Consider the following 24890-nt stretch of genomic DNA (forward strand, 5'->3'; position numbering starts at 1 on the left):
GCCAAAACACCTATCTGGTATACCAAAATAGGTGTCAAAAAAAATGGAATCAATCAGGGATTTCCTGCACCTGGTTTTGAAGAGCGTTCTTGCACACATAAATCGTGCCAACATAGCGTTTTTCCCGATATGCGTTTCGGGCGCGTTCGCGGCAAAGGAAGCTAGAATGCAAATTCCGACAGTCAGCGGTCAATGAGCGGGCGAAATCAGTGCAACCGTCCCTTCTTTGGTGCCAAATTGCCCATCTAAGGAACCATTGACCGTCGACTGCTGCCCCAACTCCCACGCGCTAGCCAGCGCTCTGCCAATCACATGCTGACCCAGAAGATAGTAGGAGCAATCGCGGATGCGATTTATCACCGTAAGCTGCCGCCTGGAGCGAAACTGAACGAACGGGATATCGCCGACCTTTACGGAGTGAGTCGCACCGTGGTGCGACAAGCATTGATTCGCCTGTCCCAAGAAGGTCTTGTAGAAATTTCTCCGAAACGATCGTCCGCCGTGTGGCGACCTACTTTTGATGACGCTTTTGAGCTCTATCAGATGCTGCTCGTGCTCGAGAGCGGCGTCATCGACCAGCTGATCAAGAACATCACGCCGGACCAACTGAAAGCGCTCCGAGCGCACACGGCAAAGGAAAAGTCAGCGTTTGAGAAAGGAAAACATGATCTCGGTGACAGGTTGGGGCGTGAGTTCCACGAGTTACTCATCTCCTTCCTGAACAACGCTACGCTGAATCAAATCCATCACCATTTAAGGCGCCGCGAAGCACTGATCAACGCGATGTTTCGTGTCGGTTTCGATTACTGCCAGTTGCGCGACGAACATTCACAGCTGGTTGATTGTCTCGAAAATAAGGATGCAGCAGCGGCCAAGGCGCTGCTTGGTTCGCACTACAACCTCGTCATCCGCGGCTATCGCTTTGACGCAATGGCCACTCCGGAAGTGGACCTGAAACTGGCGCTGGCGGTCTAGCGTCAAAGTCGAACCCGGCCTGTGCTCGCAGGCCGGCCTGTTATTCCCAGTCGCTCCACGGCGCCGGCAACTCGCCCCTCAGTGTTATTCCCAACGAAAAATCGCTTGTATCAGCGATTTTTTTCGTAATAGAGTTTGGTATACCAGAGTTGCAATCTGACAAGCCAAATGAGGAGGTCGACTTGAATTTTGACCAGAAACTGTTCGATGACTGGCACCCTGTAGCGGCGCTTGAGGACGTTCTTCCGGACCGCAGATTTCACACCCGACTGCTTGGCCGCGTGGTCTCGTACACGCGAAAAGATAACGGTGTCACCGCTCAATGGGACGATGAAGGGACCGAACGGCCGATGTCGGCCACGGAGCAGTACGGCGCGCTTTGGCTGTCGTTCTCCGAGAATCCGAGGGCTCTTTTCTCCGTGCCGGAGTTCGCCGAAACCGATCGCCGCATCGTGAGCGCTGGGTCCACTCGGGTGAACACGTCCGGACTGCGCGCGGTCGAAAATTTCCTCGACATGGCGCACTTTCCGTTTGTGCACACGGACATTCTTGGCGCTGAGCCTTACACCGAGGTTGCGCCATACAACGTGAGATACGACGAATCCGTCGATGAAATTTTCGCGACAGAGTGCAAATTTCCGCAGCCGCGCGGTTCGGCGACGGCAAAGGACGCGCTCGATATGGACTACATCTATCGCGTGACGCGGCCGTACATCGCAATTCTGTACAAAACTTGCCCGCCTGAACCGGCGCGCTGGGACGTCCTCTGTCTTTTCGTTCAGCCAGTGGACGAGGAATGGTGCATCGCTCACACGCTGATGTGCTACGTCGATAACGTCAACACGGACGAACAGCTTCGCCACTTCCAACAGACCATCTTTGGTCAGGATCTGATGATTCTCGTCAATCAGGTCCCCAGAAGGCTTCCGCTTACGGCAAAGACAGAAAATCCAGTTCGTGCGGATGTTCTCGCGACTGCCTATCGCAAGTGGATGCGCGACGGTGGCCTCACATACGGCGCAATTCGCGACTGACATAGGAATTGAGATTCATGAGTACATTTGATGCGAATCGCTGGTACCCGATTGCCAGCATTGAGGTCCTCACAGAGCGTCACGTCTTTCAGACGTCGCTCGCGGGACAAGAGTTGGCCGTCTGGCGCGACGACAACGGTATCGCCAACGCTTGGGAGAATCGTTGTCCGCATCGCGGGTTGCGACTGAGTCTCGGCGTTAATGTTGGACACGAACTGCGATGTCAGTATCACGGCTGGACATACGAAAGTGGTTCCGGCGGGTGTACGTTCGTCCCGGCGCACCGTGATGCTACGGAGCCGAGCAAGGCGTGCGCCAATACCTTTCCAGTGCGCGAGTCAGGTGGACTTATTTGGACTTCCTTCGGTGCGCCCATTGGCGACCCACCACTCATCAAGACCCAAGCCGTCGGGGGCACCGTCACGTTTCTGCGCAGCTTACCGTTCAGTCTGCCTGCTTCGGAAGTGGCCAAGGGGCTTCTCGACGACGGGGTCTGCTTCGCTGAATGTTTTGGCGAGGATCCGAGCAGCGTAGGTTTGCGTCAGTTTGGAAACGATGCGGTTGGATTCTCAGTTGGCGCAAACGGGCGGTCCAGCTTGCATTTCTATGTCCAGCCGCATTCTGTCGACAAGGCGGTCGTACATATCAGCGCGCTGCATCATGAAGCGATCGACCAAAAATTCCTCGAGCGATTCTCGAGTGTGCTTGGTGAATTTCGTCGGGCCCTTGAGCGTGTTCGTGTCGAGCAACCTGTCTCACAGGTGCGCTTGGCGCGAGAATTGAAGCAAACGCCGGTGCCTATTCCCGTCGTTTCCGCCGTTTCGCAGACCTCGTCGGCGGAATATCGCTGCAAGGTAACGTCTCGGATCAAGGAAACGAGCGACATCGTTTCGTTCGGCCTCACGCCCGTCGATCGCTCGTTGCCCCAACTCACGCCAGGCATGCATGTGAGCGTCACGACGCCATCGGGTGTCGTACGTCAGTATTCGATTGTCAATGCGCCGCATGAGCGCGAAGCCTTCCTGATTGGTGTCAAGCGAGAAGTCAATTCTCTCGGTGGCTCCAAGTCTATGCATGATGACGTGCAGGAAGGAACAGAGTTAAAAATTACGGTCCCCCGTAACGGTTTTCCTCTCCGACGTAATGGTCGGCGGCCTGTCCTGATTGCTGGTGGAATTGGTATCACACCGATTCTGGCGATGGCGCAGGCGCTAAATGCAAGCGGCGATGATTATGCAATGCATTACTTTGTCCGCGGCCCCGAACATACGCCGTTCGAGGAGCGGCTACGCACGCTCGGAAAGAATATCTTCATCCATGCAGGACTTGATGTAGATGGAACGCGTCGGCGACTCGAGGAACTGGTCGCGGAACTCGACCCACAAGCAACAGAGGTCTATACCTGCGGCCCCGGTCCGATGATCGACACGGTCAAGGACGTCGCATGTACTCGTGGTATCCCGGAAGAGTCCGTGCGGTTCGAGTACTTCAAGAACAACGATGTACCGAAAGGGGGAGAGGCATTTGAGGTTACGTTGGCCAAGTCGGGCAAGACCTTCATGGTGCCTTCAGACAAAACGCTTCTCAAAGCCTGCTGGGACGAAGGCGTCGAGATTGAAGCATCTTGCGAACAAGGGGTCTGTGGGACGTGTATGACCGCTGTTCTGAGCGGAGACCTTGACCACCACGACACTTATCTGTCCAAGCGGGAACACGAAAGCGGCAAGTGGGTCATGCCATGCGTATCTCGATGCAAGAGCCAGAAGCTTGTACTTGACCTCTAATGTGAGCCATCCATGATTACGCTCTACGATTACGAACTTTCAGGAAACTGCTACAAGGTCCGTCTGCTTCTGAGTATCCTCGGCTTGGAGTACAAGCTACAACCGGTTGAGTTTTATCCAAGCAGAGCACACAAATCCGACGCTTTCCTTCGGGTCAATCCTCTCGGACAGTTGCCGGCACTGAGTGACGACGACCTTACGCTGCGCGATGCGCAGGCCATCCTTGTTTATCTCGCCTCCCAGTACGACAAGACCGGTCAGTGGTATCCGTCAAACAACCCCCGGCTGGCGGGTGAAATTCAAATGTGGCTCTCGTTTGCCGACGGTTTGACGAGTTCTATTTCCGCTGCACGCCTACATGATCTGTTTTTCTTTAGCTTTGACGACGAAGCGTGCAGGCGTCGTGCCCACGAGCTCTTGAGAGTTCTTGACGATCATCTCTGGCTGCGCGAGAAGATCGGTGGGAAGTTCCTCTGCGAGACCGAGCAACCCACCGTCGCCGACCTCGCATGTTTTCCCTACATCATGCTGTCGGATGAAGGTGGGGTGTCACTCGCTGACTATCCGGCCGTGCGGCGTTGGACTGATCGTGTGAAACGCGTGCCGGGCTTCATCGTGATGTCAGGTGTATTCCCTGCGACCAAACTGCCTGAACATCGAGCGCAGGCTGCGTAATCGAATGCGAGCCGGCCTGTGCGCAAGCCCACGTATCAGGTTCTTTTCACCCACAAGGAAGTTTAGAGAAATGAAGACGAAAGCAGCAGTCGCATGGAAGGCAGGCCAACCCTTGACGGTTGAGGAGGTCGACCTCGAGGGGCCGCGGGCAGGAGAAGTGCTGATCGAGGTGAAGGCCACGGGCATTTGCCACACCGATTACTACACGCTCTCGGGCGCGGACCCGGAAGGCCTCTTTCCCGCGATCCTAGGTCACGAAGGTGCGGGTGTTGTAGTCGATGTCGGTCCAGGGGTCGGCACGCTGCGAAAAGGCGACCACGTTATCCCGCTGTATACGCCGGAATGCCGTCAATGCAAATTCTGCTTGTCGCGTAAAACGAACCTTTGCCAAGCCATTCGCTCGACGCAGGGCAAGGGATTGATGCCCGATGCATCATCACGTTTCTCGCTCGACGGCAAACCGCTGTTCCACTACATGGGAACCTCAACCTTTTCTAACTATATTGTGGTGCCGGAGATCGCGGTCGCGAAGGTTCGCGAGGACGCGCCTTTCGACAAGATTTGCTACATCGGCTGTGGCGTGACGACTGGTGTCGGCGCCGTAGTGTTTTCGGCGAAGGTCGAGGCGGGTGCTAACGTGGTTGTGTTCGGCTTGGGCGGGATCGGTCTAAACGTAATTCAGGCCGCGAAGATGGTTGGCGCAGACAAAATCATCGGTGTCGACATCAACCCGGGCCGTAAAGAGTTGGCAACCAAGTTTGGTATGACCCATTTCGTCAACCCGAAGGATGTAGATAACGTAGTCGACCACATCGTGCAGTTGACCGACGGTGGCGCAGACTACTCGTTCGAATGCGTCGGAAACACGACCCTCATGCGTCAAGCACTCGAATGCACCCACAAGGGTTGGGGACAGTCGTTCATCATCGGTGTGGCCGCAGCTGGCCAGGAAATTAGTACGCGTCCCTTCCAACTGGTTACGGGTCGTGAGTGGAAGGGCTCGGCGTTCGGTGGCGCTCGCGGCCGTACCGATGTGCCAAAGATCGTTGACTGGTACATGGAAGGCAAGCTCAACATCGATGATCTGATTACGCATCATCTGAAGCTCGAGCAAGTCAACGAGGGCTTCGACCTCATGAAGAAAGGTGAATCAATCCGGTCTGTTGTTATTTACTGAAGGAGATTCGATGGTGCTCGATAAAGTCGAGGAACATGGGAGCTTCGGCGGGACGCAGGCGATCTACCGGCACTCGTCGAGCTTGGTCAACCTGCCGATGAGGTTTTCGATATACCTGCCGCCTCAAGCCGCAAGTCGTAAAGTCCCGGCCCTCTTCTATCTCGCGGGACTGACCTGCACAGAAGAGACTTTTCCAATTAAGGCGGGCGCGCAGCGCTATGCTTCGGAACACGGAATCGCGCTAATCTCCCCGGACACGAGTCCACGGGATACGGGTATTCCTTGGGAGAAAAACTCCTGGGAGTTTGGATCCGGCGCGGGCTTCTACGTCGACGCAACCGAAGCACCTTGGTCAAAGCATTTCATGATGTATTCGTATGTCAGGGATGAACTTCGTGAATTAATCTTGGATCAGTTTCCGATCGACGGAAGCCGGCTAGGAATATTCGGACACTCGATGGGTGGCCATGGAGCCCTTGTCCTTGCTATTCGCAATCCGGATGTCTACAAGTCTGTATCGGCGTTCGCACCTATCGCAGCACCAATGCGTTGTGACTGGGGTTCCGGCGCATTCTCGGGCTATCTGGGAAATGATCGGAACATGTGGAAGCGATACGACGCGAGCGAACTCATGAGCACGATGAGTTCGAGATTTTCAGAAGGCATCCTCGTTGACCAAGGTTTGGACGACAAGTTTCTCTCCGACAAACAGCTGAACCCTGAGTACTTCGAGGAGGCATGCGAGAAGGCAGGGCAACTGCTGACGTTGAGACGGCATGAAGGGTATGACCACGGTTACTTCTTCATCTCTTCGTTTATTGCCGACCACATTGCCCATCATGCGAAGGTTCTAAACAAGCGTTTTTGATCGAGCTATTTTTATCGCGCAGTCTCGGACGCGTTGGACTCCTCCGGCGCGTTCTTTTTGCCCCGATAGTTCCGGGGCTTTTTTCTGCCTATGCATGCTGTAGGTGAATCGATGGAGTGATGATGCGCAGGACAATGGCCGCATTTTCATGAGCCACAGAGCTTCGAGCCTGAGTTCAGGAATACGGTAGCGTGACAGCGTATTGCGGTGGACCGACGAGGACGTCAGATGAAAATGAATGCTTCTACCGCTCTGCATCAGTTCGAATCGCTGCGTGACCGGCTCCGAGATACGGGTCGCTGGACGCCTTTTTATGCAAATCACGAAATCAACGGGTTCGTTGACCTCATCGAGCGGCATTTTTCGCGAAACGGTGAATTAGAGGCTAACTTAGGCATGATTCGTTCGCTTATGAGCGCCCGAGAGCAAGATTCCGCGCTCTTTCGACTTGAACAGATGCTTCGGACGATCGAGCTAGCTCGAGATATTTGAATCACTCAAGATTACGAAGAAAGCGCCGCCTTGAGCGTCTTCGGAGCTTATGAACATTCGCTTTCATGTGGAGCGGGCTGCGCGTCCGGGGGGCGAACAGAGTTTATCATTGCGACAATGGAACGCTATGAAAATAATGGTCCGCTCTTTTTCGGAGGGCGCTAAAGTTGATCTAAACGCCGGTTTGCGGAGACGAACGATTTCTCTCAATTGAAATGAGCACAACCTCTTTGTTTGAACCGATCATCGCGGAAGACGGTAGCGCGGTCGTTTTCACGATCGAAACCGCAGGACGTTCAGTGCGGGCCGCGATCCCCAGAGCCGCACTTGAACAGTGCTTCTGGCTGCGTCACGACGCCGACGCGAGCCGGATGCGTAGAGCGTTCGCCGATGGTCGCCAGCGTATAGTGGCCGTAGCCGAACGCTTGGCGTTGAGGAGAGGGGTGGCGGAGGTTCATCTCGAAGCGGACGATTTTAGGCGGTGAATCGTCGGCGAACGGCCTGGGCGCCGTGCTACCAATGTCGACAAACTTGCTCTTTGCCGCGACTCAGCCCCAAGGAGACTGCGGCGCTTGCATGCTGTCGCAGCAAACGTCATTCGGCGTCTTCGGCCGCAAGCGTAAGAGCATCAAGAACTGCCGCAATGGCAGGCCTTTTAGCAGTTCCGCGAGGCAGTGCGATGAACACTCGTCGGTTCAATACCGGGGCTATCGGGATCACAGAGAAGTCCGGGTCTCTCTCTGCCTGTAGCAGTCCGAGTCGTGGCAGCACTGCAACGGCACAGCCCGTTCGCACCATCTCAAGGGTGACGGCCATGTTCCGGCTGCTCGTCGTGACTTTAGGCGTGAACCCGCCCGCAAAGCAGGCGTTGAGAAGAAACGTGTGATATGTCGCCGCCGACTGGTTTAGTGCCCAGCGCTCATGGGCAAGGTCAGATAGCGCGACAGTTTTACGGCCAGCGAGCTTGTGCCCAGCTGAAACCACCGCGTCAAAGTGGTCGACGCACAACGGATGAAACTCCAGCGCGTTGGCCAACGCCTCTGCGCTCACAAGGTCATCAACGATGGCAACGTCAGTCTGCTTTGCCGCCGCTGCACGTAAGCCCTCGGATGGCTCGAGCTCGTTGAAGACAACGTTGAGTTGAGGGTGGTGTTCAAGAAGCCGGCTGATAGCCACAGGCACCACGCTGCTTGCGAGGGAGCCGAATGCGGACAGGCGAACCTCGCCGCTGACTTCGACATTTGCAGCCGCAACCTCCGATTCGATATCCGAAACCATCTCAAACAGGCTTGTCGCTCTCGCCACGAGACGACGACCCGCCGGCGTTAGCTGTACGCCACGACCCGACCGCTCGATCAATACCGTCTCAAGCTCGTCCTCGAGTTGAGCGAGCTGCTGTGATACCGCTGGCCGTGTGAGATGAACTGCTTCGGCCACAGCGGAAATCGTCCCAAGCACTGACAGTTCGTGCAAAAGGTGAAGACGCCCCAGATTCAGCATTGCACGCCCCTGCAACAAAATAAGAAATCTTATGGTAAGGGAAACTTACGCATAGCGTCAAAAAGTGTCGTCTTTTTTTTCTTAATTTGACTTCCTATAGTCATACCACCGGCACGCAACACGGCACGACACGAGGGAAAACCCTTGTCACACAAGGAGTTAGGTGTTGCGCGATTGCCCGGCTTAACCAATCAGAATTCAGTTGGAGGAAGCTCAAATGAAGGTTGCATTTATCGGTGTGGGACGTATGGGTGGCCGCATGGCAGCCCGCCTGGTCGCTGCGGGTCATCAGGTACGAGTATTCGACCCTAGCCAAGCAGCAGTCGACGCGCTCGCATCGAAGGGTGCAATCGCCACAACGAGCCCGGCCGAGGCGGCAGAGGACGCCGAGCGTATCCTGCTGAGCCTCCCTAGTCCGAAGACGCTGCGCGATGCTGTGACCGGTGAGACTGGCGTCCTGCAAACGGCAGCCGAGGGCGCAATCATTGTCGACTTCAGCACGGTGGACCCTGCAACGACCAAGGAAATCGCGGCTGCAGCCGCTGCGCGGAAAGTTAGCTTCGTTGATTCGCCGGTAAGCGGCGGTGTCGCTGGCGCGGAAAACGGAAAGCTGGTCTTGATGGTCGGCGGTTCTGGCGAAGTGCTTGAAAAGCTGAATCCGATTTTTGAAGTACTGGCAGGTCGCGTCGTTCATTGTGGCGATACGGGCGCTGGACAACTCACCAAGCTCAGCCATAACCTTCTCACCGCGATTAACACGGTGGCACTTGGCGAGGTCCTGAGCGCGAGCGTCAAGGCAGGCGCGAAGCTGGACGTGCTTTGCGATGTCCTAAGCGCAGGCCTTGCCGGCAGCAAGATGCTCGACTATCTACCGAAGACGCTCTTCACACCGGAGCGGCCGGCTAACTTTGCCATCGACCTGATGCACAAAGACATCAAGTTGTGTCTGGATGAATTTTCGAATCTGCCGATGCCCCTTGGCCAACTCGTCCTACAGACCTATAACGCGGCTCGCGCAAAGGGACTCGGCGGCAAAGACTCAACTAGCGTGAACGAAATCTACGAAGAACTGCTCAACGTGCGTCTTAGTCTGCCTGCAGCGCAGTAAGCCGCCCGAACTTCAAAGGACATACCGTGAATTCCATGACTGACAATCTTTCCCCCGAAATCGTCGTGCCTAAGGCGGGCGTTACCGGCTTGCTGATTAACAACGAATGGCTCACGCCGGCCAAGGGCAACACCTTCGACGTCGAGAACCCCTCGCGTCGTACGAAGATTGTATCTATCGGCGCGAGCGATGAAGACGACGTCAAACTTGCCGTCGCAGCTGCTAGCGCGGCGTTCCCGACCTGGCGTCGCCTGGCATCGAGAGCACGCGGTGCGCTTCTGATTGAACTGGGTAACCGTGTTACCGCAAATGCGGAAGAAATCGCACGCGTCCTCGCCGCAGAAAGCGGCAACGCGCTGCGCACGCAGAGCCGCCCGGAAGTTCTCGGTGCGGCGGAAGTTCTGCGTTACTACGGTGGTGTTATTGCCGAGCAAAAGGGCGAGACGCTGCCGCTGGGGCCGGGCCTGTTCAGCTACACGACGCGGGAGCCGCTCGGTGTGGTCGGCGCCATCATCCCCTGGAACTCGCCGGTCGTACTGGCCGCCGTCAAAATCGGCATGGCGCTTGGTACGGGCAACACCTTGGTCCTTAAGCCGGCCGAGGACGCGCCCCTTGCTGTTATCAAAATTGCAGAACTCGCGACCGGGCTATTCCCGAATGGCGTGTTCAACGTAGTGACAGGTACGGGTATCGATGCCGGGGCCCCACTTGCCGCGCACCCGAATGTGGCCAAGGTGTCGTTCACGGGCTCGCTCGAGGTCGGCAAACTTGTTGGCCATGCGGTCGCTGACCGTATCGGTCACGCAACGCTGGAGCTCGGCGGCAAAAGTCCGTGCATCGTCTACCCGGATGCAGCAACGCCGGAGCATATCGATGCGACGGTCACCGGCATCATCAATGCGATGCGGTTTGCACGCCAAGGACAGTCCTGCACGGCAGGCTCGCGTCTCTATGTGCACGAGAGCGTTTGGGACGAAGTCATGAGCAAGGTCGTAGCGAAGGTCAAGGAACTGAAAATCGGAGATTCGCTGGACGAAACAAGCGACATTGGCGCAATTATTAGCGCGGAGCGTTACTCCGAGGTGCGCGCGTTTATCGAAGAAGCCATCAACAAAGGGGCGAAGGTTCTTACGGGAGCACTGCCCCCGACAGTTGATGAGGCCAAGGGCTTCTTCCCCGAGCCGGTGATCTTTACAGGCGTCGACAACAACTGGCGCGTATGTCGTGAAGAAGTCTTCGGGCCTGTTCTGGTCGCACTGCCGTGGAAGGACGAAGCAGAGGTCCTGAAGTGGGCGAACGACTCGGTGTACGGACTGGCCGCCTATGTCTTCACAAACGACCTGACGACTGCACTGCGTGTTACGGAAAAGATTGATGCGGGCTGGCTGCAGGTCAACCGAGCCGGGGGACAGATTCCGGGTATGTCCTACGGCGGTGCCAAGCAGAGCGGTATTGGCGCCGAGTACTCTATTGAAGGCGCACTGGAAGCGTATACGTCGCGCAAAAGCGTAACCATCAACGTGTAAGCGCCACGGATAAGGTGACCTGGCGACCGACCGGGTCACGACCACACCTCTACTGGGCATCAGGTTGGGAGCCAATCATGAGCGCAAATCTCGCAGCAACGGCATCGGACGAAGCAAAAGAAGCAAAAGAAGCAAAAGAAGCAAAAGAAGCACGCAGTGTCTCGACACGCGCGGCTTTTAGTTCGTTTATCGGAACGACTGTTGAATGGTACGACTACTTCCTCTACGGAACGGCAGCCGCCTTGGTGTTTCCGAAGGTCTTCTTTAATGACCTAACTCCAGAGCTTGCGACATTGGCTTCCATGGCATCGTTTGCCGTCGCCTTTATCCTTCGACCATTGGGTGGCATGGTCATTGGCCATTTTGGTGACCAAATGGGTCGCAAGAAGATGCTGGTCTTCACGCTACTGGTTATGGGATTGTGCACTGCCGGCATCGGGTTTCTGCCTTCGTACAATTCAGCGGGCCACTGGAGTCCTGCGCTCCTTATTCTTCTTCGCGTTGTCCAAGGGTTCGCGTTGGGCGGTGAATGGGGCGGTGCAGCGCTCATGTCGGTGGAGCACGCCCCAGAGGGTCGTCGGGGTCTATTCGGCAGTACGATGCAGATGGGCGTTCCAGCAGGTTTGCTGGTGTCAACGGGTGCATTTGCGCTAGTCTCGGCGCTTCCCGACGACCAGTTCTTCGCATGGGGCTGGCGCCTGCCATTTATCTTCAGCCTCGCACTTTTGGCTGTTGGCATGTACATCCGCTTGCAAGTTTCCGAGCCGCCGGCATTTGAAAAGGTGAAAGAGTCGGGCAACGTGTCGCGCGCTCCCTTGCTCGAAGTATGGAGAAACGAAAAGAAAAAGACCGTCATCATGGTCTTCTTCCAAACCGTCGCGAACGTCGGCTATTTCCTTATTACCGTTTATGCGCTGACCTACATCACTGGAACATTGCATCTGCCACGCAGCGTGGCATCGACCGGCCTTCTCATCGCCGCCGCGGTGGATCTGTTCATGCAGCCAGTGTTCGGGTGGCTTTCGGACAAAGTGGGACGTCGGGTGGTCTACGGATTTGGTGCGATTTTCTTTGCCGTGTATGCGTTCCCGCTGTTCTGGTTGTTAGATACAGCTAACCCGATGCTCATCACGGTCGCGCTGGCTCTCGGTCTTGGTATTGGGCATGCATCGACTGGTTCGCTGCACGGTGTCATTTATGCCGAGCAGTATCCGACGCGCTATCGCTTTAGCGGCTCTTCGACTGCCTATCAACTGTCGGGAATTATTTCGAGCGCACCCACGCCGCTAATAGCAGCGTGGCTCGTGGCACGCAGCGGTAACTCGATGTCGGTATCGTGGTACGTCGTTGTTGCGGCCGTCATCTCGCTCGTATGCGTTCTCCTCGTGAAGGAAACGTACCGTGAACCTATCGACCGTTGAGCAGATCACCGAGATGACCTTCACTAACGAACAGATAACGGGCGAACGTATCGACCGCCTCATGACGGTTGAAATCAGACCACTGAACGGAGGGCTCCCGGCGGGCTACGTTGTGCCAATGTACAACGCCTGTCGCGCATATCACGGTGAACCGTTGAGCTCTCTTGCCGCGCGCAAGCTGGCCGACACCTTGTCCGAAGGTGACACCGTTTTCATCGCTACTGGCGCGGGTACGCCACCGAATCTACCGCAAGGTGAAACGGATGGCCCGGTGGGCGCCGCAGTCCTGGCCCGAGCCCTTGTTATAGCCTTTGGTGTGCGCGTTGTGTTTGTCACAGAAGAAGCACACGCGGCTCCGGTAGTTGCGGTTGCCGATGCAGTCAACGCCGAACTCCACATGTCAACGCCGATATCTACGGTCTGCTTCCCTCTGGGACTCAAAGCGGGTCACGAGGTCGCCGAAGCACTGATGAACGAATACAGGCCAGCCGCCATCATCTTCGTCGAGCGGGATGGGCCAAACAAGGAAGGTTTCTTCCACGGTGTGCGCGGCGACTGCAGGAATCCGCAAGACGTCGGGCACGCTTACCTTCTTGCAGACTACGCCAGAAAGCGTGGCGTGCTAAGTATCGGAATCGGCGACGGCGGCAATGAGGTTGGATTTGGCGCGGTACGGGACGCCATTACTGCGGTGCATCCGTTTGGTGGCAAATCGCTTGCAGGCCACCCCTCTGGTGTTGTTACCGTGACAGCGACCGATGTGGTTGTCAGCGCTTCGGTTTCAAACTGGGGCGCGTATGGTATTGCGGCGGCTTTGGCAGCGAAGAAACGGAACCTCGAGGTCCTGCATACCCAAACTCTCGAGCACACGCTGATTGAAGCCACAGTAAAGGCGGGCGCGAGAGATGGAGCCACCTCCCGAGCTGAAGTCGCTGTTGACGGCATCAACTGGCAGGGTCATACCGCGTTTGTAGAACTGTTGCGAAGCATTGTCTTTGTGTCGCTATGACGATTCAGTTTGTCCTTTGAGTATCGTCGCAGCTGCACCATTTGAATACACAGGTGTAAGTCATGAATGACGTTAAAGAAGCGGCGAAAACCGCAGCCAGCCCGAGCTTGTCTGTCGTTAAGACCGACAGTTTCGGCAACCCCATCGACCCAACGGTTGGCTTTGCGCGAGGCGAAATTATTCGCTCAAGTATTGATGAAGCACTTCGTCTTCGCCACGGGCAAGCCGTTTCCGCGAAACGTGTAAAGACGCTCGGAGCAGAGTCGATAGGGGTTTTCACAGGAAATCAGCGCGACTTTCCAATACATCCCGAAGACATCGGTACGCTCTGCGAGGAATGGGTGGGACCAGGGCTTGAGGCAGAATCGTTGCGACAGGTCGCAATTGGCCACATGGGTGGCAAGACGAGTGACGCGGTTGCTACGTTCAACCGGACCAGCGCGGGAATCATTGCAACGATTGCGGCACTTGCAAATGGAAAGCCGGTGGTCTCCGTGGTGCCGCCTGGTGGGCGGTCCCACGCTTCAGTGGTGCGCGGCTCAAAGATCGCAGGTGTCGACGTAGTTGAAGTGCAAGGCGATAAAGAATGGCTGGAAACGATTCGAAGGAACGAGCCAGCGCTTGTCGTTATCACAACCGTGACCAGCAGTCTCGAACGGCTCGACGACCATATTACGAGGCAAGTGACCGAATATGCCCACGCCCTCGGAGCAAAGGTTTTCTTGGATGAAGCATATGGGGCACGCTTGCGGACCGTATTGCATGGTGGTCAGCTGAGCCTTCAGATGGGCGCAGACGTTTCGATAACCAACTGTGATAAGGCGGGTTTGTCTGGGCCCCGTGCTGGAGTACTTGTTGGCCGCACCGACCTGGTGACGGCCGCTGCGGCTAAGGGCGCCGAGTTCGGTATGGAGGCGCGCGCTCCAATTGCAGCCGCTGTATTCAGGTCGCTGCAGAAATATGAGCCAGAAGACCTCAGGAAAGAGTCCGTTGCGGGTCAGCAACTCGCAGCGGTGCTTGAGCAGAAGCTCGGCAAGGAATTGGTACAGCGTAGCGACCTGGGGCCAATGGTGGACGAAGATGCCGTGCTCCGCATCCTTATGAAGCTGGCTGGAAAAGAATGCTCGAAGCCCACTGTCGTCCCGTGCGAGGCGACGTCGGCACTGGGAATGGTTCTGCTGCAGGACTACGGCGTATTGACAGTGAACACCCACGGTCAACCTGGGGCTCGTGTGTCTCTCCGCCTGAAGCCGACGCTCGATGCACTAGGTCGCGTAGGTGGGTTCGATTCGGTTGTGACCGCTGTGATGGAATCGCTGAACAAGGTCGCAAAAATCATTGATAACCCCGAAGAAATCAAACGTCTCATCGTAGGGGAAGAATGAAATGGCTGCAAAAAACTTTGATGCCATCGACGACAGGCTCGACGCGTTGATTTCCCTGGACCTCGGTGGTCGAGGGGTCGAACATCTTTATCGTGCAGCACGGGAACGGCAGGGCGGCTCGCTCGTGGGCGCCGCGGCGGACGCGCTGGCCGCTATTCCTGAAAAGTCCAATGTCTTCGTCACTACAGGTTCGGTTTCCCGCGCCTGGATTTCACCATCAATCGGCGAGAATGATGGGCCTGCAGGACTTGCTGCGGTGGTACGTGCACTTTCTTTGGCAAAGAAGGCGCTCTGTATTACGTTTGTGGAAGCGACCCTTATCGATACGACTTCGGCAATCCTGACTGCGGCGGGCCTTACGGTTCTCCCGTACGAACAGGCCGCAATTGCCCGCGACGACGGAAGTCTCGCTGTAGTGTGTGTCGAGCCATTCCCGGTGGAAGACGCACTGGCGCGCGACGCCTCAAAGCAGTATCTCAACAAGTACCAGCCAGCCTTGTTCTTCTCGACTGAGCGGGTCGGTCGAAATATCGAGGGAATTTACTGCAGCATGCGCGGCATCGACTACGGTATGGGGCGCGCTCGTATCGACATGCTCTTCGATGAGGCCATTGAACGAAAAATTCCGACAGTCGCAGTCGGCGACGGTGGCAACGAGATTGGCATGGGTGTCGTGATGGATGCAGTGCGCAAGCACGTCAAGTTTGGAGACCAAAGGCCAGATGGTAGTGCGGGAATAGGCGCAGTCACCGGCACGGCCGTTCTAGTAACGGCGGCCTGTTCGAACTGGGGTTGCTACGCAATCGCAGGCGCATTCGCCGCCCGGCAAGGCAGACCGGCGCTAGCTCATAGCGCGGCGCTGGAAGCATCGCTTCTTCAACGCGGCGTTGATATCGGGCTTATCAATTCGGTCGCAAACATTGTCGACGCGAACGTCGATGGGATTCCTGAGGCGACGCACCTCGCGGTCGTTCACCTCATCTCTACAATCATCAGTCCCGCCTTCGTATAAAGGGCTCAACGCGCCGCGATCGGAGTCGCGCGCGTCTGATGCCAAAGTGTTCTCGAAAATCCCACGCTAGCAATGCGTGGGATTTTTGCTTTTTACCCTGCCGTGGCAGACAAGCCTGGTGCCGTGGAACGCGTCCTTTGACGGTGAAAAGGAGCGAGTGAATTCAAGACGGCGACTACGTTCCGAGAATTGTCGCTGGCAGTGGTTAATAACTGGGCCGCCGTTTTAGCAAGACGCCTACATCAATTTTGCCGAGTGATCGTCGATAGGAAGGGTAAAGCTTCCTATGGAGTCAAAAAGTGTCGTCTTTTTTTTGTTAATTTGTCTTCCTATAGTTTTAGTACTGGCTTCCAGCTGACGGCGATTTCGCTGAAAGACTCGAAATCAGGTGGTTGCTTTTCAAATTGCCAACTAATGGTGCCTTTATGATCACGCCTACTACACCTGCAGTCGCTGCCGCGCCGCTTACCGCAACCCGCTCGAATGTACCCGTCGGGCGAGCGGGCGGACGTCAGAAAGGTTCGCTTTATGCGGCCATGTTGCAAGCACCGATGAATTCGCTAGCGAGCAATGTGTCGGACCGCGCCGATGTCTATGCTGTTGCGATTCTTGGTTACAACTAATTCAGGAGTCCGTGATGCATCGCATCGTTATCGTGGGTGGCGGGGCTGGTGGCCTTGAACTGGCGACACGCCTCGGCGACAGGCTCGGCAAATCGAAGCGAGCGCGTATCACGCTCGTTGATCGTTGCCCGACGCATGTCTGGAAGCCTCTTTTTCACGAAGTCGCAGCGGGAAGTCTTGACACGCACGATCATCAGATTGAATACATAGCGCAAGCCCACTGGCACCATTTCGAATATGTTCGCGGCGAGATGGTCGGGTTGCAGCGCTCGGCCCGAAGGCTTGCTCTTGCGGCAGTGCTCGATACAGATAACGGAAACGAGGAAATTCTTCCAGCTCGAGAAATCGAATACGACACGCTCGTTCTTGCGCTCGGCAGCCAGACCCATTTCTTTGGTGTTCCGGGAGCGCAGGCGAATGCGGTTCCTCTAGATACGCTGGCTCAAGCGGAGAAGCTGCGTCGAAAGCTTCTACAGACCTGCGTGAAGAAATCGGCGGGCACCCTAAGGGGGCGTGACGGTGCTGTGCGTCTCGCAATTATCGGCGGCGGTGCTACGGGAGTCGAACTCTCAGCCGAACTTCGCAAGATGGAGACGGCCTTCAGGGAATTTGGGCTGCATGCTGCTGGCGGGGACAATGGCATCGACGTGACTCTGCTTGAAGCCGGTCCACGAATTCTCCCAGCTCTTCCGGTGAAGGTCGCGGAAACCACGACCGATTTGCTTAAAAGAATTGCGATTGACGTGTCCGTCGGTGACCCAGTCATCGAAGTCGGACGACACGAAGTGAAGACAAAGAGCGGACGAATCATTCCGGCAGACATCACGATCTGGGCCGCCGGTATCAAGGCACCTGACGTATTGGCTTCGTTGGACGGAATTTCGGTCAACCGTATCAATCAGGTTAAGGTTAGCCGGAGCCTGCAAAGCGAAACCGACCCAAATGTATTTGCACTCGGAGATTGCGCAAGCTGTTCGTGGAAAGATGACCGGATGGTTCCCCCCCGCGCGCAGGCGGCACATCAACAGGCCGAGTTTCTAACAAAAGCGCTCCGAGCACGCCTCGAAGATAAAGCGCTCGGTCAATTCAGTTACACGGATCATGGCTCGCTGATTTCAGTCGGCTCACTCTCGGCTGTGGGAAACCTGATAGGCGGGCTGGTCCGTGGAAGTCTCCACGTCGAAGGGCCGGTAGCGAAGGTCATGTATGCAGCCCTTTATCGAAAACATCGCGCGACGGTATCGGGCTTTCGACGCACGATAGTGGACCTTATCGTACATGGCTTACGGCGCACAGCTGTGCCTCGGGTCAAACTTCACTAACATTCCTTCAGCGACTCTCCCAATGACCGTAATGCTTGCGGCTGGACATCGGGTTGCTCCGGAAATACCGGGCGGTCGGAATCCACAACCGTCTTGGATTCGCTAGTCTCGCATTGTCGCGTTACATTGGACTATCAACATAAGTCCGTCGCGCTGCGATCATGTCCGCTTTCGGACAAAATCGGTTGATCGAGGCAGCGTCCTATCGTCGCCAATCAGTAACAGGACGTCGACTGCAACCGGTGTGTAGTACGAATCCCGCTGTGCGGAGGTAAGTAGACGATTTGATCGATTCGGACCTTGGACCGAATCATTGCAGTCATCGGGTACCATTCAGGTTGACTCAAAGTCCAACCGAGAGGCCTGATGGATTGTAATTGGATTGACATGGATCCGCCGGTGGAATTTCACAATAAAACTATCTAACCCGCGAAATCAAATGTTTACCCTTCTCACTTTTAAGATAAAGCACAAAGGGAAGATCCTCTACGACTGTCGTTTTACAGCGGACCCGTTAGGGACGCGTGATGAACTTCTTTCGACACTGATTATTGGTGAAAACGGTACCGGCAAGAGCCATCTTCTTTCACTTATTGCAGATTTTTTTAGATTGCTTTCAGATTCAGCAATGGGAAAGCGGATGTCGTATCCGGTCGCGAGATACGAGGATATCACTGTAGCGTACATGGTCGATGGACAACTTTGCGACGTTGAACGTAATAAGCGATCTTTAGTTGCAAAACTGGACGGAACGGAAATTCCAGTGGTGGATCTCCCGAAGCCAAAAAAAGTGATTGCTGTTTCGTATATGCTGAACGATAAGTTTTCTTTCAGCAATGACCACGGAGAACTATATGAGTATTGCGGAATACGGGCCGCGTCTAATGCATCGTATACGGGGTCAATAAAGCGTCAAATTTTCTCGTCTATTGTTGCAGGTGTGATTAGAGATAGTGAACTTGGTCAGTTAAAGCAAGTATTGGATTTTCTTAAGCTCCAGCAGCGCATCACTTTCAGCATTCCACTAAATCGAAAAACGTTGTTTAGCCGTGGACTTTCTGTCACTGCATTTGACGACAGATTAAAGGCTCTTGAACGCTCACGCTCGGCGATAGCTAGGCTACCGAGCGATTTTAAGGTTACACATGAGAGATTGATAAGTGCGATAGATCGACTTAGATCAAGTGTATCCGTCGAGGATGGAAAAATCATCTTTGATCTTAATTTTGAGTACGTTCCGGCAGTGTTACTTGCTCAAACGATTGATGACTTGAGCGTGCTCTCACTCTTGGAATTAACCGCTCCGCCGGAGCTAAGTTTCCACGGTACTGATACGTTTGGGTTCGACAATTCGAGTTCCGGTGAGAAGCATATTCTCCACACAATGATTAATCTTGGAGCGTGCGTGGACCAAGATTCTCTGATCCTCATTGATGAGCCTGAGCTCAGCCTTCATCCAAAATGGCAAATGTTATATGTGGATTTATTGAAGAAGATTTTATCAGGCTTCCGAAGTTCGCACGCAATATTAGCCTCTCATTCGCATTTCATGGTCTCGGATCTCCGCCCGGAAAATTCTAGTCTCGTGATAATCTTGAATAGCATGCCGAACGGCGGGCGTACGTGTCGCCTCGTGGACTACGACACGTACGCCTGGTCGGCAGAGAATATTTTATATGAAGTTTTTGGCCTTCGCACAACACGTAATTATTATTTCGAGCATGACTTGAGAGAATTGCTGTCTCTGATTTCAAAAAAACGCGATAGAGACAATATCGGGTCGGTAGAGAGTTTGTTGAAAAAACTGCAGAAATATATGTTCAAGGAGGGAGATCCTCTTCGAGAGGTTCTCGCGCAGGCGGAAACTTATATCTCGAAAAACAATGATCAAGAAAATTAGCATTCGTCCCGGCGTGCCTCGAGCTATTCATAAGAAAATCAGAAAACTGAAGCCTTACAAAGGCGGCGACTGGGATAGCAGGGATCCAGCTATTGCAGAATTTAAGGCTTTAGTCCGGCGGCAACTTCTTGAAATCCAGGGTCATCGATGCGGATTTTGTGGGCTACCGTTCAATGAGACGAGTTCAAACGAGATAGAACACTTTGTGCCCAAAGGAGGGCCTAAACGCCCCAGTTATGTGGCGTTGATGTTTTGCACACTAAATTTAACGCTGTCGTGTCATCTTTGCAATAGCCCCATAAAGAAAGGAATTTATAACCCGGTTCGGGAATGGGCCTACACGTACGTCGGCCTGATCTTCAAGATTGTTCATCCGATGCTTGATGATCCTGAGGTTCATTACGATTGGGTTGATGAGACAAGGAAGGTAATTGTCAAGTTCAAAACTGAAAAAGGGAAAGAGAGTATCAACGTGTTCAAGCTGGACTCTACGGCTCATACTGAGGCACGCGCGAAGCAACTATACCTAGACACGCTAAAATCTAATGATAGAGGTGAGGTGGATAAGCTGCTAGACCGCATTCTCGCTTTTAGAGACAGTTTGCCGATTTGAAGTTGGGCAGAAGGTTTGCGCCGCAGGATGACAGTTCCAGCGGCATGAGTTAGAGCTGGCTGGCGTGCAAGGTGAACTTCTCCTTGATCCGGCTCAGAGTGTCGAATGTGGCGCTGGATCGGTCGAGCGCGTTACGGGTTCGGGCATCCGCCAACTCGTCGCCGAATATAAGATCGACGTCGTCAACGCTCGCCAGCGATTTCCAAAAAGCAGGTTTTTAGCAGGTGAGCACTTTCGAACGATATGGCTTTGCGAATGGCCGCGCTTCGATTCTCCGCAGCCGGCTATGGGCAGAGTATGCCGACTCTTCTAGCTCGGCGACCGATATATGTGCATGGGTCTGGCACTCCGCTATCAATCGCCCGGCTCAGCCACTCTACGAACGAACTGACGTCCGGCATCGACAACGAACGCAAGAACGCCAAGCGTCATTTTGGTCGGTTGCATGCGACATCCGTCGACGGGTCCGCGAGCGTGGCTACATCGCGTAGAGAGCCTCTGGAGACATGAACGCGCATACCACCTAACTTGATTCAATTGACATAAGTAAAGTTATCACTCGGGCCCTAATTTATTTTTCGCAACCCGATGTGAAGAGTCGGATAGTAAGGACTATCCGACCCTTCGTTTCCGGACACTGGCCCTGATTTACGGGTCTTTGGCTAAAGGCGCTGGATAACCATTCGAAGGTCGGCACATGGTGCTCACGGCGCACGCGCGTAGGTAGAGCGGCGCTTCGAATGCAGCGACCGCAGTTTTGCGACGAAGGGTAAAGAGCAGGCTGCGGCCGATTGGTATTTTTTTCCGGACGTCTGGGCGTTGCGCGGACTGCGTAGCCACTGCAGGGCGCAGGGATTTATCGCTCCGCCTCAATCAACGGGACGCAATGCTTGCCGTCTGCGCCGAGAGCGCCGAGATACCCACTAATATGTACACGTCAGTCATCGAGTCGGATCGACTTGTCGATTGTGCGCGGCCCGGGCCGTCGCCTCCTAAAGTGAAGGCATTCGGCATGACGAGGTCACTTCTACTCTGGCCCTAATTAATGGAAATTTACGGAAGGGGAGGAGAACGCTTCAGTGCGTTCGTTCATGCTCCTCGGTTTTCGACTTGGGAGCGTCAACCCAACGGATTTCCTTGAAAAGCCTTGGCTCAAGATATCCGAGCCAGCGCCAGGCAAAGCTCATACATTCGATGGCAGGAGGAGCACCCATTCGTTCTTTGAGTGTTCAGGCGAATGGCTGGAAATAGCCGCGTCGGTTGTCGTCCGCCCGTGTAGCAAATTTCGCAGCGATCCAAAAAAATTCGCTATGACCGTGCGCGGCGGAGGTGGGGCGGAGTATATGTGGTCCAAGCACAGTCATTGTGGACCACGGCGAGCGCCCGGCACCTACCAAGGTTGGCAAGCGCGGGTCACATCAGGGAGATTTGAAATTGGCGGGCTTATTTGACGGATGTCTCCTGAAGTTAGATCGGGCCCAGCAGCTATTGACCGAGCTCCGGTGGGAGGAGCGGGCGGTCCTGAGTAAATGCAAGGTAGTCGCCGAAAATCGGATGCCAGAAGGCCGCTATGTCTTCCGGGTGGAAGGGCCGACAGTTCCACCGCGTCTGTCGATACTAACGGGAGAAATCCTGCATCATCTCCGTAGCTGCCTTGATCACATTGTTTGGTCAGTTAGCGACGTGTCGGGCGAAAAAAATGCGCGTCTTCAATTCCCGGTCACGCTTACGCCGGAACGGTTTACAGAAATTTGGAAGGGCGAGTCTACACAGGGTATTCCGGAGATTTATAAAGAAATAATCGAGAGCGTTCAACCGTACAAGTCGGATCCAGTAGAGCGTTCCACTCTTGGATCAATCCACAAATTGAACAACATCGATAAACATCGGCTGCTTCTCCTCACTGTAATTGCGATGCGCCCGGCGGCAGAGCTGCGGATCGATTCGGACGAGGATGTAACTATTTATCTTCCGGAAGTCGGGCCGGAAGTATTTACCAGAGAAGTCGAAAATGGGATGGAATTGCATTGGATTAGGTACAGCCCGCCAATTGAAAATCTAAAGATTCACAACGATTTTTCGGTTTCGTTGAGGATCCACGAATTGGCCGCCGTGCAGTTGCCGCTGACGGAAGTCCTTGAGATTCTACTTACCTTTGTTCGCTCCTATCTCCAACAGTTCAGCAATGCGGTCGACGATGTTGCGAGACGACCCGACCGAAGTGAGCCTCCTAACAAGAAAGGACAGTGTGAGCGATCATGAGTGGGCGAAAGATGTCCTCGAAAGAATGCAGTGGCGGTCGCAATAGGCAGGCGAAAACTTGCTCGTAGTCGATCGCGCGTTTTACGAGTCGACGTAATTTGCTAATAAGCACCCTTTGCTTTTAGCCTCGCGATCTCCGGGGAAGAGGGTTGCCGAGAAGCAAAGAAAGCCGAGACCAAGAGCTCGCAAACTCGCCGGTGTGCCCGAGGCAACGACCGTCACCTGCGCGCAACGCCCGCGCACATGGCCAGGGTCCTTCGCTGCGGATAGCCGCCACTCAGCGAGTGGAAGGTTTGGCAGAGCGACAGCCGACACGGAGGTGGTCTGGATTACCAGCGTCATTTCAACCACGCATCCGACCTCGGTTTGAAACTTGTGCCCCGAGCCCGTTGGCGCACGAGGCCGCCTAGAACCAGCCAAAAAAAAGAGGACTTCGAGACCCACAACGTTAGAGCGCCCGCGCGCCTCATCGGCTATCTAGGAGAGGATCACGAATCCAATTGGCAGTCAGAGACCCGCTATTACCTCACGAAGACGCGCTTGATGTTCGGTGCCAATGCCGGCATCGTAGTGCTGGTCCTCATCATTTCGACGGTGCGTGCGGCGAAGAGGTGGCCCAACCCTATAACGTAGACAATTACCTTTCTTCTGGTCGCGGTTGCGATGACAGGTCGGCGATGCCGAGCGTTGCCAGAGACGACGTCCAGCATTCGCCAGCGTCGCAGCTAATATTTCGGGTGACTCAATGAGCCGCATTTACCATTATCACGGATTCGACATTGAAGTTGCTGTTGAGACTGATTTCAGGTGGATGGCAAGACCCAGCGCAAAAAACAACCTCGGATTTGTTGCGGTCGTGAGAATTTCTAAGGCCGGTGCCTCCGTCGCCGTATTCTCTCCGCTGCGGTTTGGCGAATCCCCAAGAAAGCCATTTCTAAGTGAGGTGGATGCATTCATCGCCGGCTATGGCGCGGGGCGACGAATTGTCGATGACTTGTTTAACTCGTAACCGCAGCCATGACGCCGGGTTCCCATCACACGTGGCGGGCAGCATCCGATTGTCCAACCGTTTAGCCCAGCGTCATATCGCGAAACCCTGCGCGCCAAGATCGGGAGAGCCGCTGCATAAGGAGGAAGATAGATCGAGGTTACGCCGGGGATACGCGGGGTCTCACGAGACAGGCGGCCTGAGTTTTGCTCTTGGCAAACCGGACTATCATCCGGAGACCCGGCGATGCTTGCAGTTATCATCCCTGCGCATAACGAAGCGGAATACATCGACTCGTGTCTGCGTGCCGTCACAGCAGCCGCATGTCACTCTGAGCTCGGTGGCGAAGCAGTTGAGATTGTTCTAGTCATGGACGACTGCACCGATGACACCGAGAAACTTTCCGTTGCCTATGGCGGCGTGGTCAGAATAGCCATCAATGCGCGCAATGTCGGCGTGGCGCGTCGGGTCGGCGCTGACCATGCGATTTGTCGAGGCGCACGATGGTTAGCTTTCACTGATGCCGACACCTTGGTACCCCCTGATTGGCTCGTGAGTCAGCTCAGCCACTCCGTCGACGCAGTTTGCGGCACCGTGGCGGTGGACGATTGGAACTTTCACGACGAACTCGTCCGGCGGGAGTTCTACCGCAACTACTTCCCGCAAGAGGGGCATCGCCATGTGCACGGTGCCAATCTTGGAGTCTCGACGCACGCGTACCTCATGTGCGGTGGATTCGAGCCGCTCGCGCTGGACGAAGACGTAGCGCTCGTCGCCGGGCTCGAACGCGTGGGTGCGCGCATTGCCTGGACATGCAAACCGCAGGTCGTTACCAGCGCGCGTAGTACGTATCGCGCTCGCGGCGGCTTCGGAGCAACATTGATCCGCATAGGACACGCGCTGGGCCGCACGCCCGCAATCAATAGCCTGGAAACGCTTCAGCCAGTAAATCTATCGAATGAGTAGGCGCCGCAAGACCTTGGCGCGCGTTTCGTGGCCGCTGGCGCGCGAACCTAAACCGCAGGTTCGTGTGCGACGCACGCGCAAATCAAATGATCCGATCAAAGCAGGGGACGTGCAGATTACCAACGGAGCAAATCAGAAAGATTATGGCGATCAAAAAGACAACGTCGAAAAGGGCGCTGATAAGCCAGATAATAGTTCGAATGAGTGAAAAGATGGCGTGCGGGCCTATTCCTGGCGCGCTCTAGAGGCC

Annotated in this window: 22 protein-coding genes; 21 read left to right on the plus strand and 1 reads right to left on the minus strand. The window is 55.1% G+C overall.

Going from position 1 to position 24890, the window contains the following annotated elements:
- Positions 1-312: 312 nt before the first annotated feature.
- From AC3D25_RS30280 to AC3D25_RS30315, 8 genes are all read left to right on the plus strand, one after another.
- Entirely contained in the window at positions 313-975 is a 663-nt protein-coding gene (locus AC3D25_RS30280) for a GntR family transcriptional regulator (protein ID WP_488892214.1), read from the plus strand.
- A gap of 182 nt (positions 976-1157) precedes the next feature.
- A complete protein-coding gene (locus tag AC3D25_RS30285; RefSeq protein ID WP_488892215.1) occupies positions 1158-2009 on the plus strand; it encodes an aromatic ring-hydroxylating dioxygenase subunit alpha in 852 nt (283 codons plus the stop codon).
- Between the two features lie 17 nt (positions 2010-2026).
- On the plus strand, positions 2027-3793 hold the full coding sequence (locus AC3D25_RS30290) for a PDR/VanB family oxidoreductase (RefSeq protein ID WP_488892216.1): 1767 nt from the start codon (positions 2027-2029) through the stop codon (positions 3791-3793).
- A 12-nt stretch (positions 3794-3805) separates the two neighbouring features.
- Positions 3806-4468, plus strand: coding sequence for a glutathione S-transferase family protein (locus tag AC3D25_RS30295; protein ID WP_488892217.1), 663 nt, complete (start codon positions 3806-3808; stop codon positions 4466-4468).
- Between the two features lie 70 nt (positions 4469-4538).
- Positions 4539-5645: an S-(hydroxymethyl)glutathione dehydrogenase/class III alcohol dehydrogenase gene (locus AC3D25_RS30300; RefSeq protein ID WP_488892218.1), complete on the plus strand. Its 1107-nt coding sequence runs from the start codon at positions 4539-4541 to the stop codon at positions 5643-5645.
- Between the two features lie 10 nt (positions 5646-5655).
- Positions 5656-6513, plus strand: coding sequence for an S-formylglutathione hydrolase (fghA, locus tag AC3D25_RS30305; RefSeq protein ID WP_488892219.1), 858 nt, complete (start codon positions 5656-5658; stop codon positions 6511-6513).
- A gap of 228 nt (positions 6514-6741) precedes the next feature.
- On the plus strand, positions 6742-7005 hold the full coding sequence (locus AC3D25_RS30310; RefSeq protein ID WP_488892220.1) for a hypothetical protein: 264 nt from the start codon (positions 6742-6744) through the stop codon (positions 7003-7005).
- A gap of 215 nt (positions 7006-7220) precedes the next feature.
- Positions 7221-7490 carry a DUF1488 family protein gene (locus AC3D25_RS30315; protein WP_488892221.1) on the plus strand — a complete coding sequence of 90 codons (270 nt, stop codon included), beginning with the start codon at positions 7221-7223 and terminating at the stop codon, positions 7488-7490.
- Positions 7491-7599: 109 nt separating this feature from the next.
- Here AC3D25_RS30315 and AC3D25_RS30320 read toward each other — a convergent pair whose 3' ends face one another.
- Positions 7600-8505 carry a LysR family transcriptional regulator gene (locus tag AC3D25_RS30320; protein WP_488892222.1) on the minus strand — a complete coding sequence of 302 codons (906 nt, stop codon included), beginning with the start codon at positions 8503-8505 and terminating at the stop codon, positions 7600-7602.
- Positions 8506-8722: 217 nt separating this feature from the next.
- On the opposite strand from AC3D25_RS30320, the gene AC3D25_RS30325 reads away from it, so the two are divergent.
- The 13 genes from AC3D25_RS30325 to AC3D25_RS30385 all read left to right on the plus strand — a co-directional run bounded on the left by AC3D25_RS30325 (position 8723) and on the right by AC3D25_RS30385 (position 24848).
- On the plus strand, positions 8723-9613 hold the full coding sequence (locus AC3D25_RS30325) for an NAD(P)-dependent oxidoreductase (RefSeq protein WP_488892223.1): 891 nt from the start codon (positions 8723-8725) through the stop codon (positions 9611-9613).
- A 35-nt stretch (positions 9614-9648) separates the two neighbouring features.
- Positions 9649-11139 carry an aldehyde dehydrogenase family protein gene (locus tag AC3D25_RS30330; RefSeq protein ID WP_488892309.1) on the plus strand — a complete coding sequence of 497 codons (1491 nt, stop codon included), beginning with the start codon at positions 9649-9651 and terminating at the stop codon, positions 11137-11139.
- Between the two features lie 77 nt (positions 11140-11216).
- Complete coding sequence (locus tag AC3D25_RS30335) at positions 11217-12560, plus strand: MFS transporter (RefSeq protein ID WP_488892224.1); 1344 nt, start codon at positions 11217-11219, stop codon at positions 12558-12560.
- The gene (locus AC3D25_RS30340; RefSeq protein WP_488892225.1) at positions 12541-13569 is read left to right on the plus strand and encodes a glutamate cyclase domain-containing protein; all 1029 of its coding nucleotides are present in this window, start codon (positions 12541-12543) and stop codon (positions 13567-13569) included. Before AC3D25_RS30335 ends, AC3D25_RS30340 begins: the two co-directional genes overlap by 20 nt.
- A gap of 62 nt (positions 13570-13631) precedes the next feature.
- On the plus strand, positions 13632-14954 hold the full coding sequence (locus AC3D25_RS30345) for a PLP-dependent aminotransferase family protein (RefSeq protein ID WP_488892226.1): 1323 nt from the start codon (positions 13632-13634) through the stop codon (positions 14952-14954).
- Between the two features lies 1 nt (position 14955).
- On the plus strand, positions 14956-15966 hold the full coding sequence (locus AC3D25_RS30350; protein WP_488892227.1) for a glutamate cyclase domain-containing protein: 1011 nt from the start codon (positions 14956-14958) through the stop codon (positions 15964-15966).
- Between the two features lie 637 nt (positions 15967-16603).
- Positions 16604-17911: an NAD(P)/FAD-dependent oxidoreductase gene (locus AC3D25_RS30355; protein ID WP_488892228.1), complete on the plus strand. Its 1308-nt coding sequence runs from the start codon at positions 16604-16606 to the stop codon at positions 17909-17911.
- 439 nt (positions 17912-18350) lie between these two features.
- Positions 18351-19811, plus strand: coding sequence for an AAA family ATPase (locus tag AC3D25_RS30360; protein ID WP_488892229.1), 1461 nt, complete (start codon positions 18351-18353; stop codon positions 19809-19811).
- Positions 19795-20424: an HNH endonuclease family protein gene (locus AC3D25_RS30365; protein WP_488892230.1), complete on the plus strand. Its 630-nt coding sequence runs from the start codon at positions 19795-19797 to the stop codon at positions 20422-20424. The genes AC3D25_RS30360 and AC3D25_RS30365 overlap by 17 nt, the downstream gene beginning before the upstream one ends.
- A gap of 1554 nt (positions 20425-21978) precedes the next feature.
- A complete protein-coding gene (locus tag AC3D25_RS30370; RefSeq protein ID WP_488892231.1) occupies positions 21979-22686 on the plus strand; it encodes a hypothetical protein in 708 nt (235 codons plus the stop codon).
- A gap of 745 nt (positions 22687-23431) precedes the next feature.
- Positions 23432-23695, plus strand: a complete 264-nt coding sequence (locus AC3D25_RS30375; protein ID WP_488892232.1) for a hypothetical protein — start codon at positions 23432-23434, stop codon at positions 23693-23695.
- A gap of 225 nt (positions 23696-23920) precedes the next feature.
- On the plus strand, positions 23921-24640 hold the full coding sequence (locus AC3D25_RS30380; RefSeq protein WP_488892233.1) for a glycosyltransferase family 2 protein: 720 nt from the start codon (positions 23921-23923) through the stop codon (positions 24638-24640).
- 13 nt (positions 24641-24653) lie between these two features.
- On the plus strand, positions 24654-24848 hold the full coding sequence (locus tag AC3D25_RS30385) for a hypothetical protein (protein ID WP_488892234.1): 195 nt from the start codon (positions 24654-24656) through the stop codon (positions 24846-24848).
- Positions 24849-24890: the final 42 nt, after the last annotated feature.

The organism is Caballeronia sp. SL1002 (genome assembly GCF_057814995.1).

Coding starts and splice junctions, on each gene's coding strand:
- AC3D25_RS30325 (WP_488892223.1), top strand. CDS start 8,723: ATGAAGGTTGCATTTATCGGTGTGGGACGTATGGGTGGCCGCATGGCA.
- AC3D25_RS30345 (WP_488892226.1), top strand. CDS start 13,632: ATGAATGACGTTAAAGAAGCGGCGAAAACCGCAGCCAGCCCGAGCTTG.
- AC3D25_RS30280 (WP_488892214.1), top strand. CDS start 313: ATGCTGACCCAGAAGATAGTAGGAGCAATCGCGGATGCGATTTATCAC.
- AC3D25_RS30290 (WP_488892216.1), top strand. CDS start 2,027: ATGAGTACATTTGATGCGAATCGCTGGTACCCGATTGCCAGCATTGAG.
- AC3D25_RS30375 (WP_488892232.1), top strand. CDS start 23,432: ATGAGCCGCATTTACCATTATCACGGATTCGACATTGAAGTTGCTGTT.
- AC3D25_RS30300 (WP_488892218.1), top strand. CDS start 4,539: ATGAAGACGAAAGCAGCAGTCGCATGGAAGGCAGGCCAACCCTTGACG.
- AC3D25_RS30365 (WP_488892230.1), top strand. CDS start 19,795: ATGATCAAGAAAATTAGCATTCGTCCCGGCGTGCCTCGAGCTATTCAT.
- AC3D25_RS30370 (WP_488892231.1), top strand. CDS start 21,979: ATGCCAGAAGGCCGCTATGTCTTCCGGGTGGAAGGGCCGACAGTTCCA.
- AC3D25_RS30330 (WP_488892309.1), top strand. CDS start 9,649: ATGACTGACAATCTTTCCCCCGAAATCGTCGTGCCTAAGGCGGGCGTT.
- AC3D25_RS30320 (WP_488892222.1), bottom strand. CDS start 8,505: ATGCTGAATCTGGGGCGTCTTCACCTTTTGCACGAACTGTCAGTGCTT.
- AC3D25_RS30310 (WP_488892220.1), top strand. CDS start 6,742: ATGAAAATGAATGCTTCTACCGCTCTGCATCAGTTCGAATCGCTGCGT.
- AC3D25_RS30360 (WP_488892229.1), top strand. CDS start 18,351: ATGTTTACCCTTCTCACTTTTAAGATAAAGCACAAAGGGAAGATCCTC.
- AC3D25_RS30380 (WP_488892233.1), top strand. CDS start 23,921: ATGCTTGCAGTTATCATCCCTGCGCATAACGAAGCGGAATACATCGAC.
- AC3D25_RS30295 (WP_488892217.1), top strand. CDS start 3,806: ATGATTACGCTCTACGATTACGAACTTTCAGGAAACTGCTACAAGGTC.
- AC3D25_RS30315 (WP_488892221.1), top strand. CDS start 7,221: ATGAGCACAACCTCTTTGTTTGAACCGATCATCGCGGAAGACGGTAGC.
- fghA (WP_488892219.1), top strand. CDS start 5,656: ATGGTGCTCGATAAAGTCGAGGAACATGGGAGCTTCGGCGGGACGCAG.
- AC3D25_RS30355 (WP_488892228.1), top strand. CDS start 16,604: ATGCATCGCATCGTTATCGTGGGTGGCGGGGCTGGTGGCCTTGAACTG.
- AC3D25_RS30335 (WP_488892224.1), top strand. CDS start 11,217: ATGAGCGCAAATCTCGCAGCAACGGCATCGGACGAAGCAAAAGAAGCA.
- AC3D25_RS30350 (WP_488892227.1), top strand. CDS start 14,956: ATGGCTGCAAAAAACTTTGATGCCATCGACGACAGGCTCGACGCGTTG.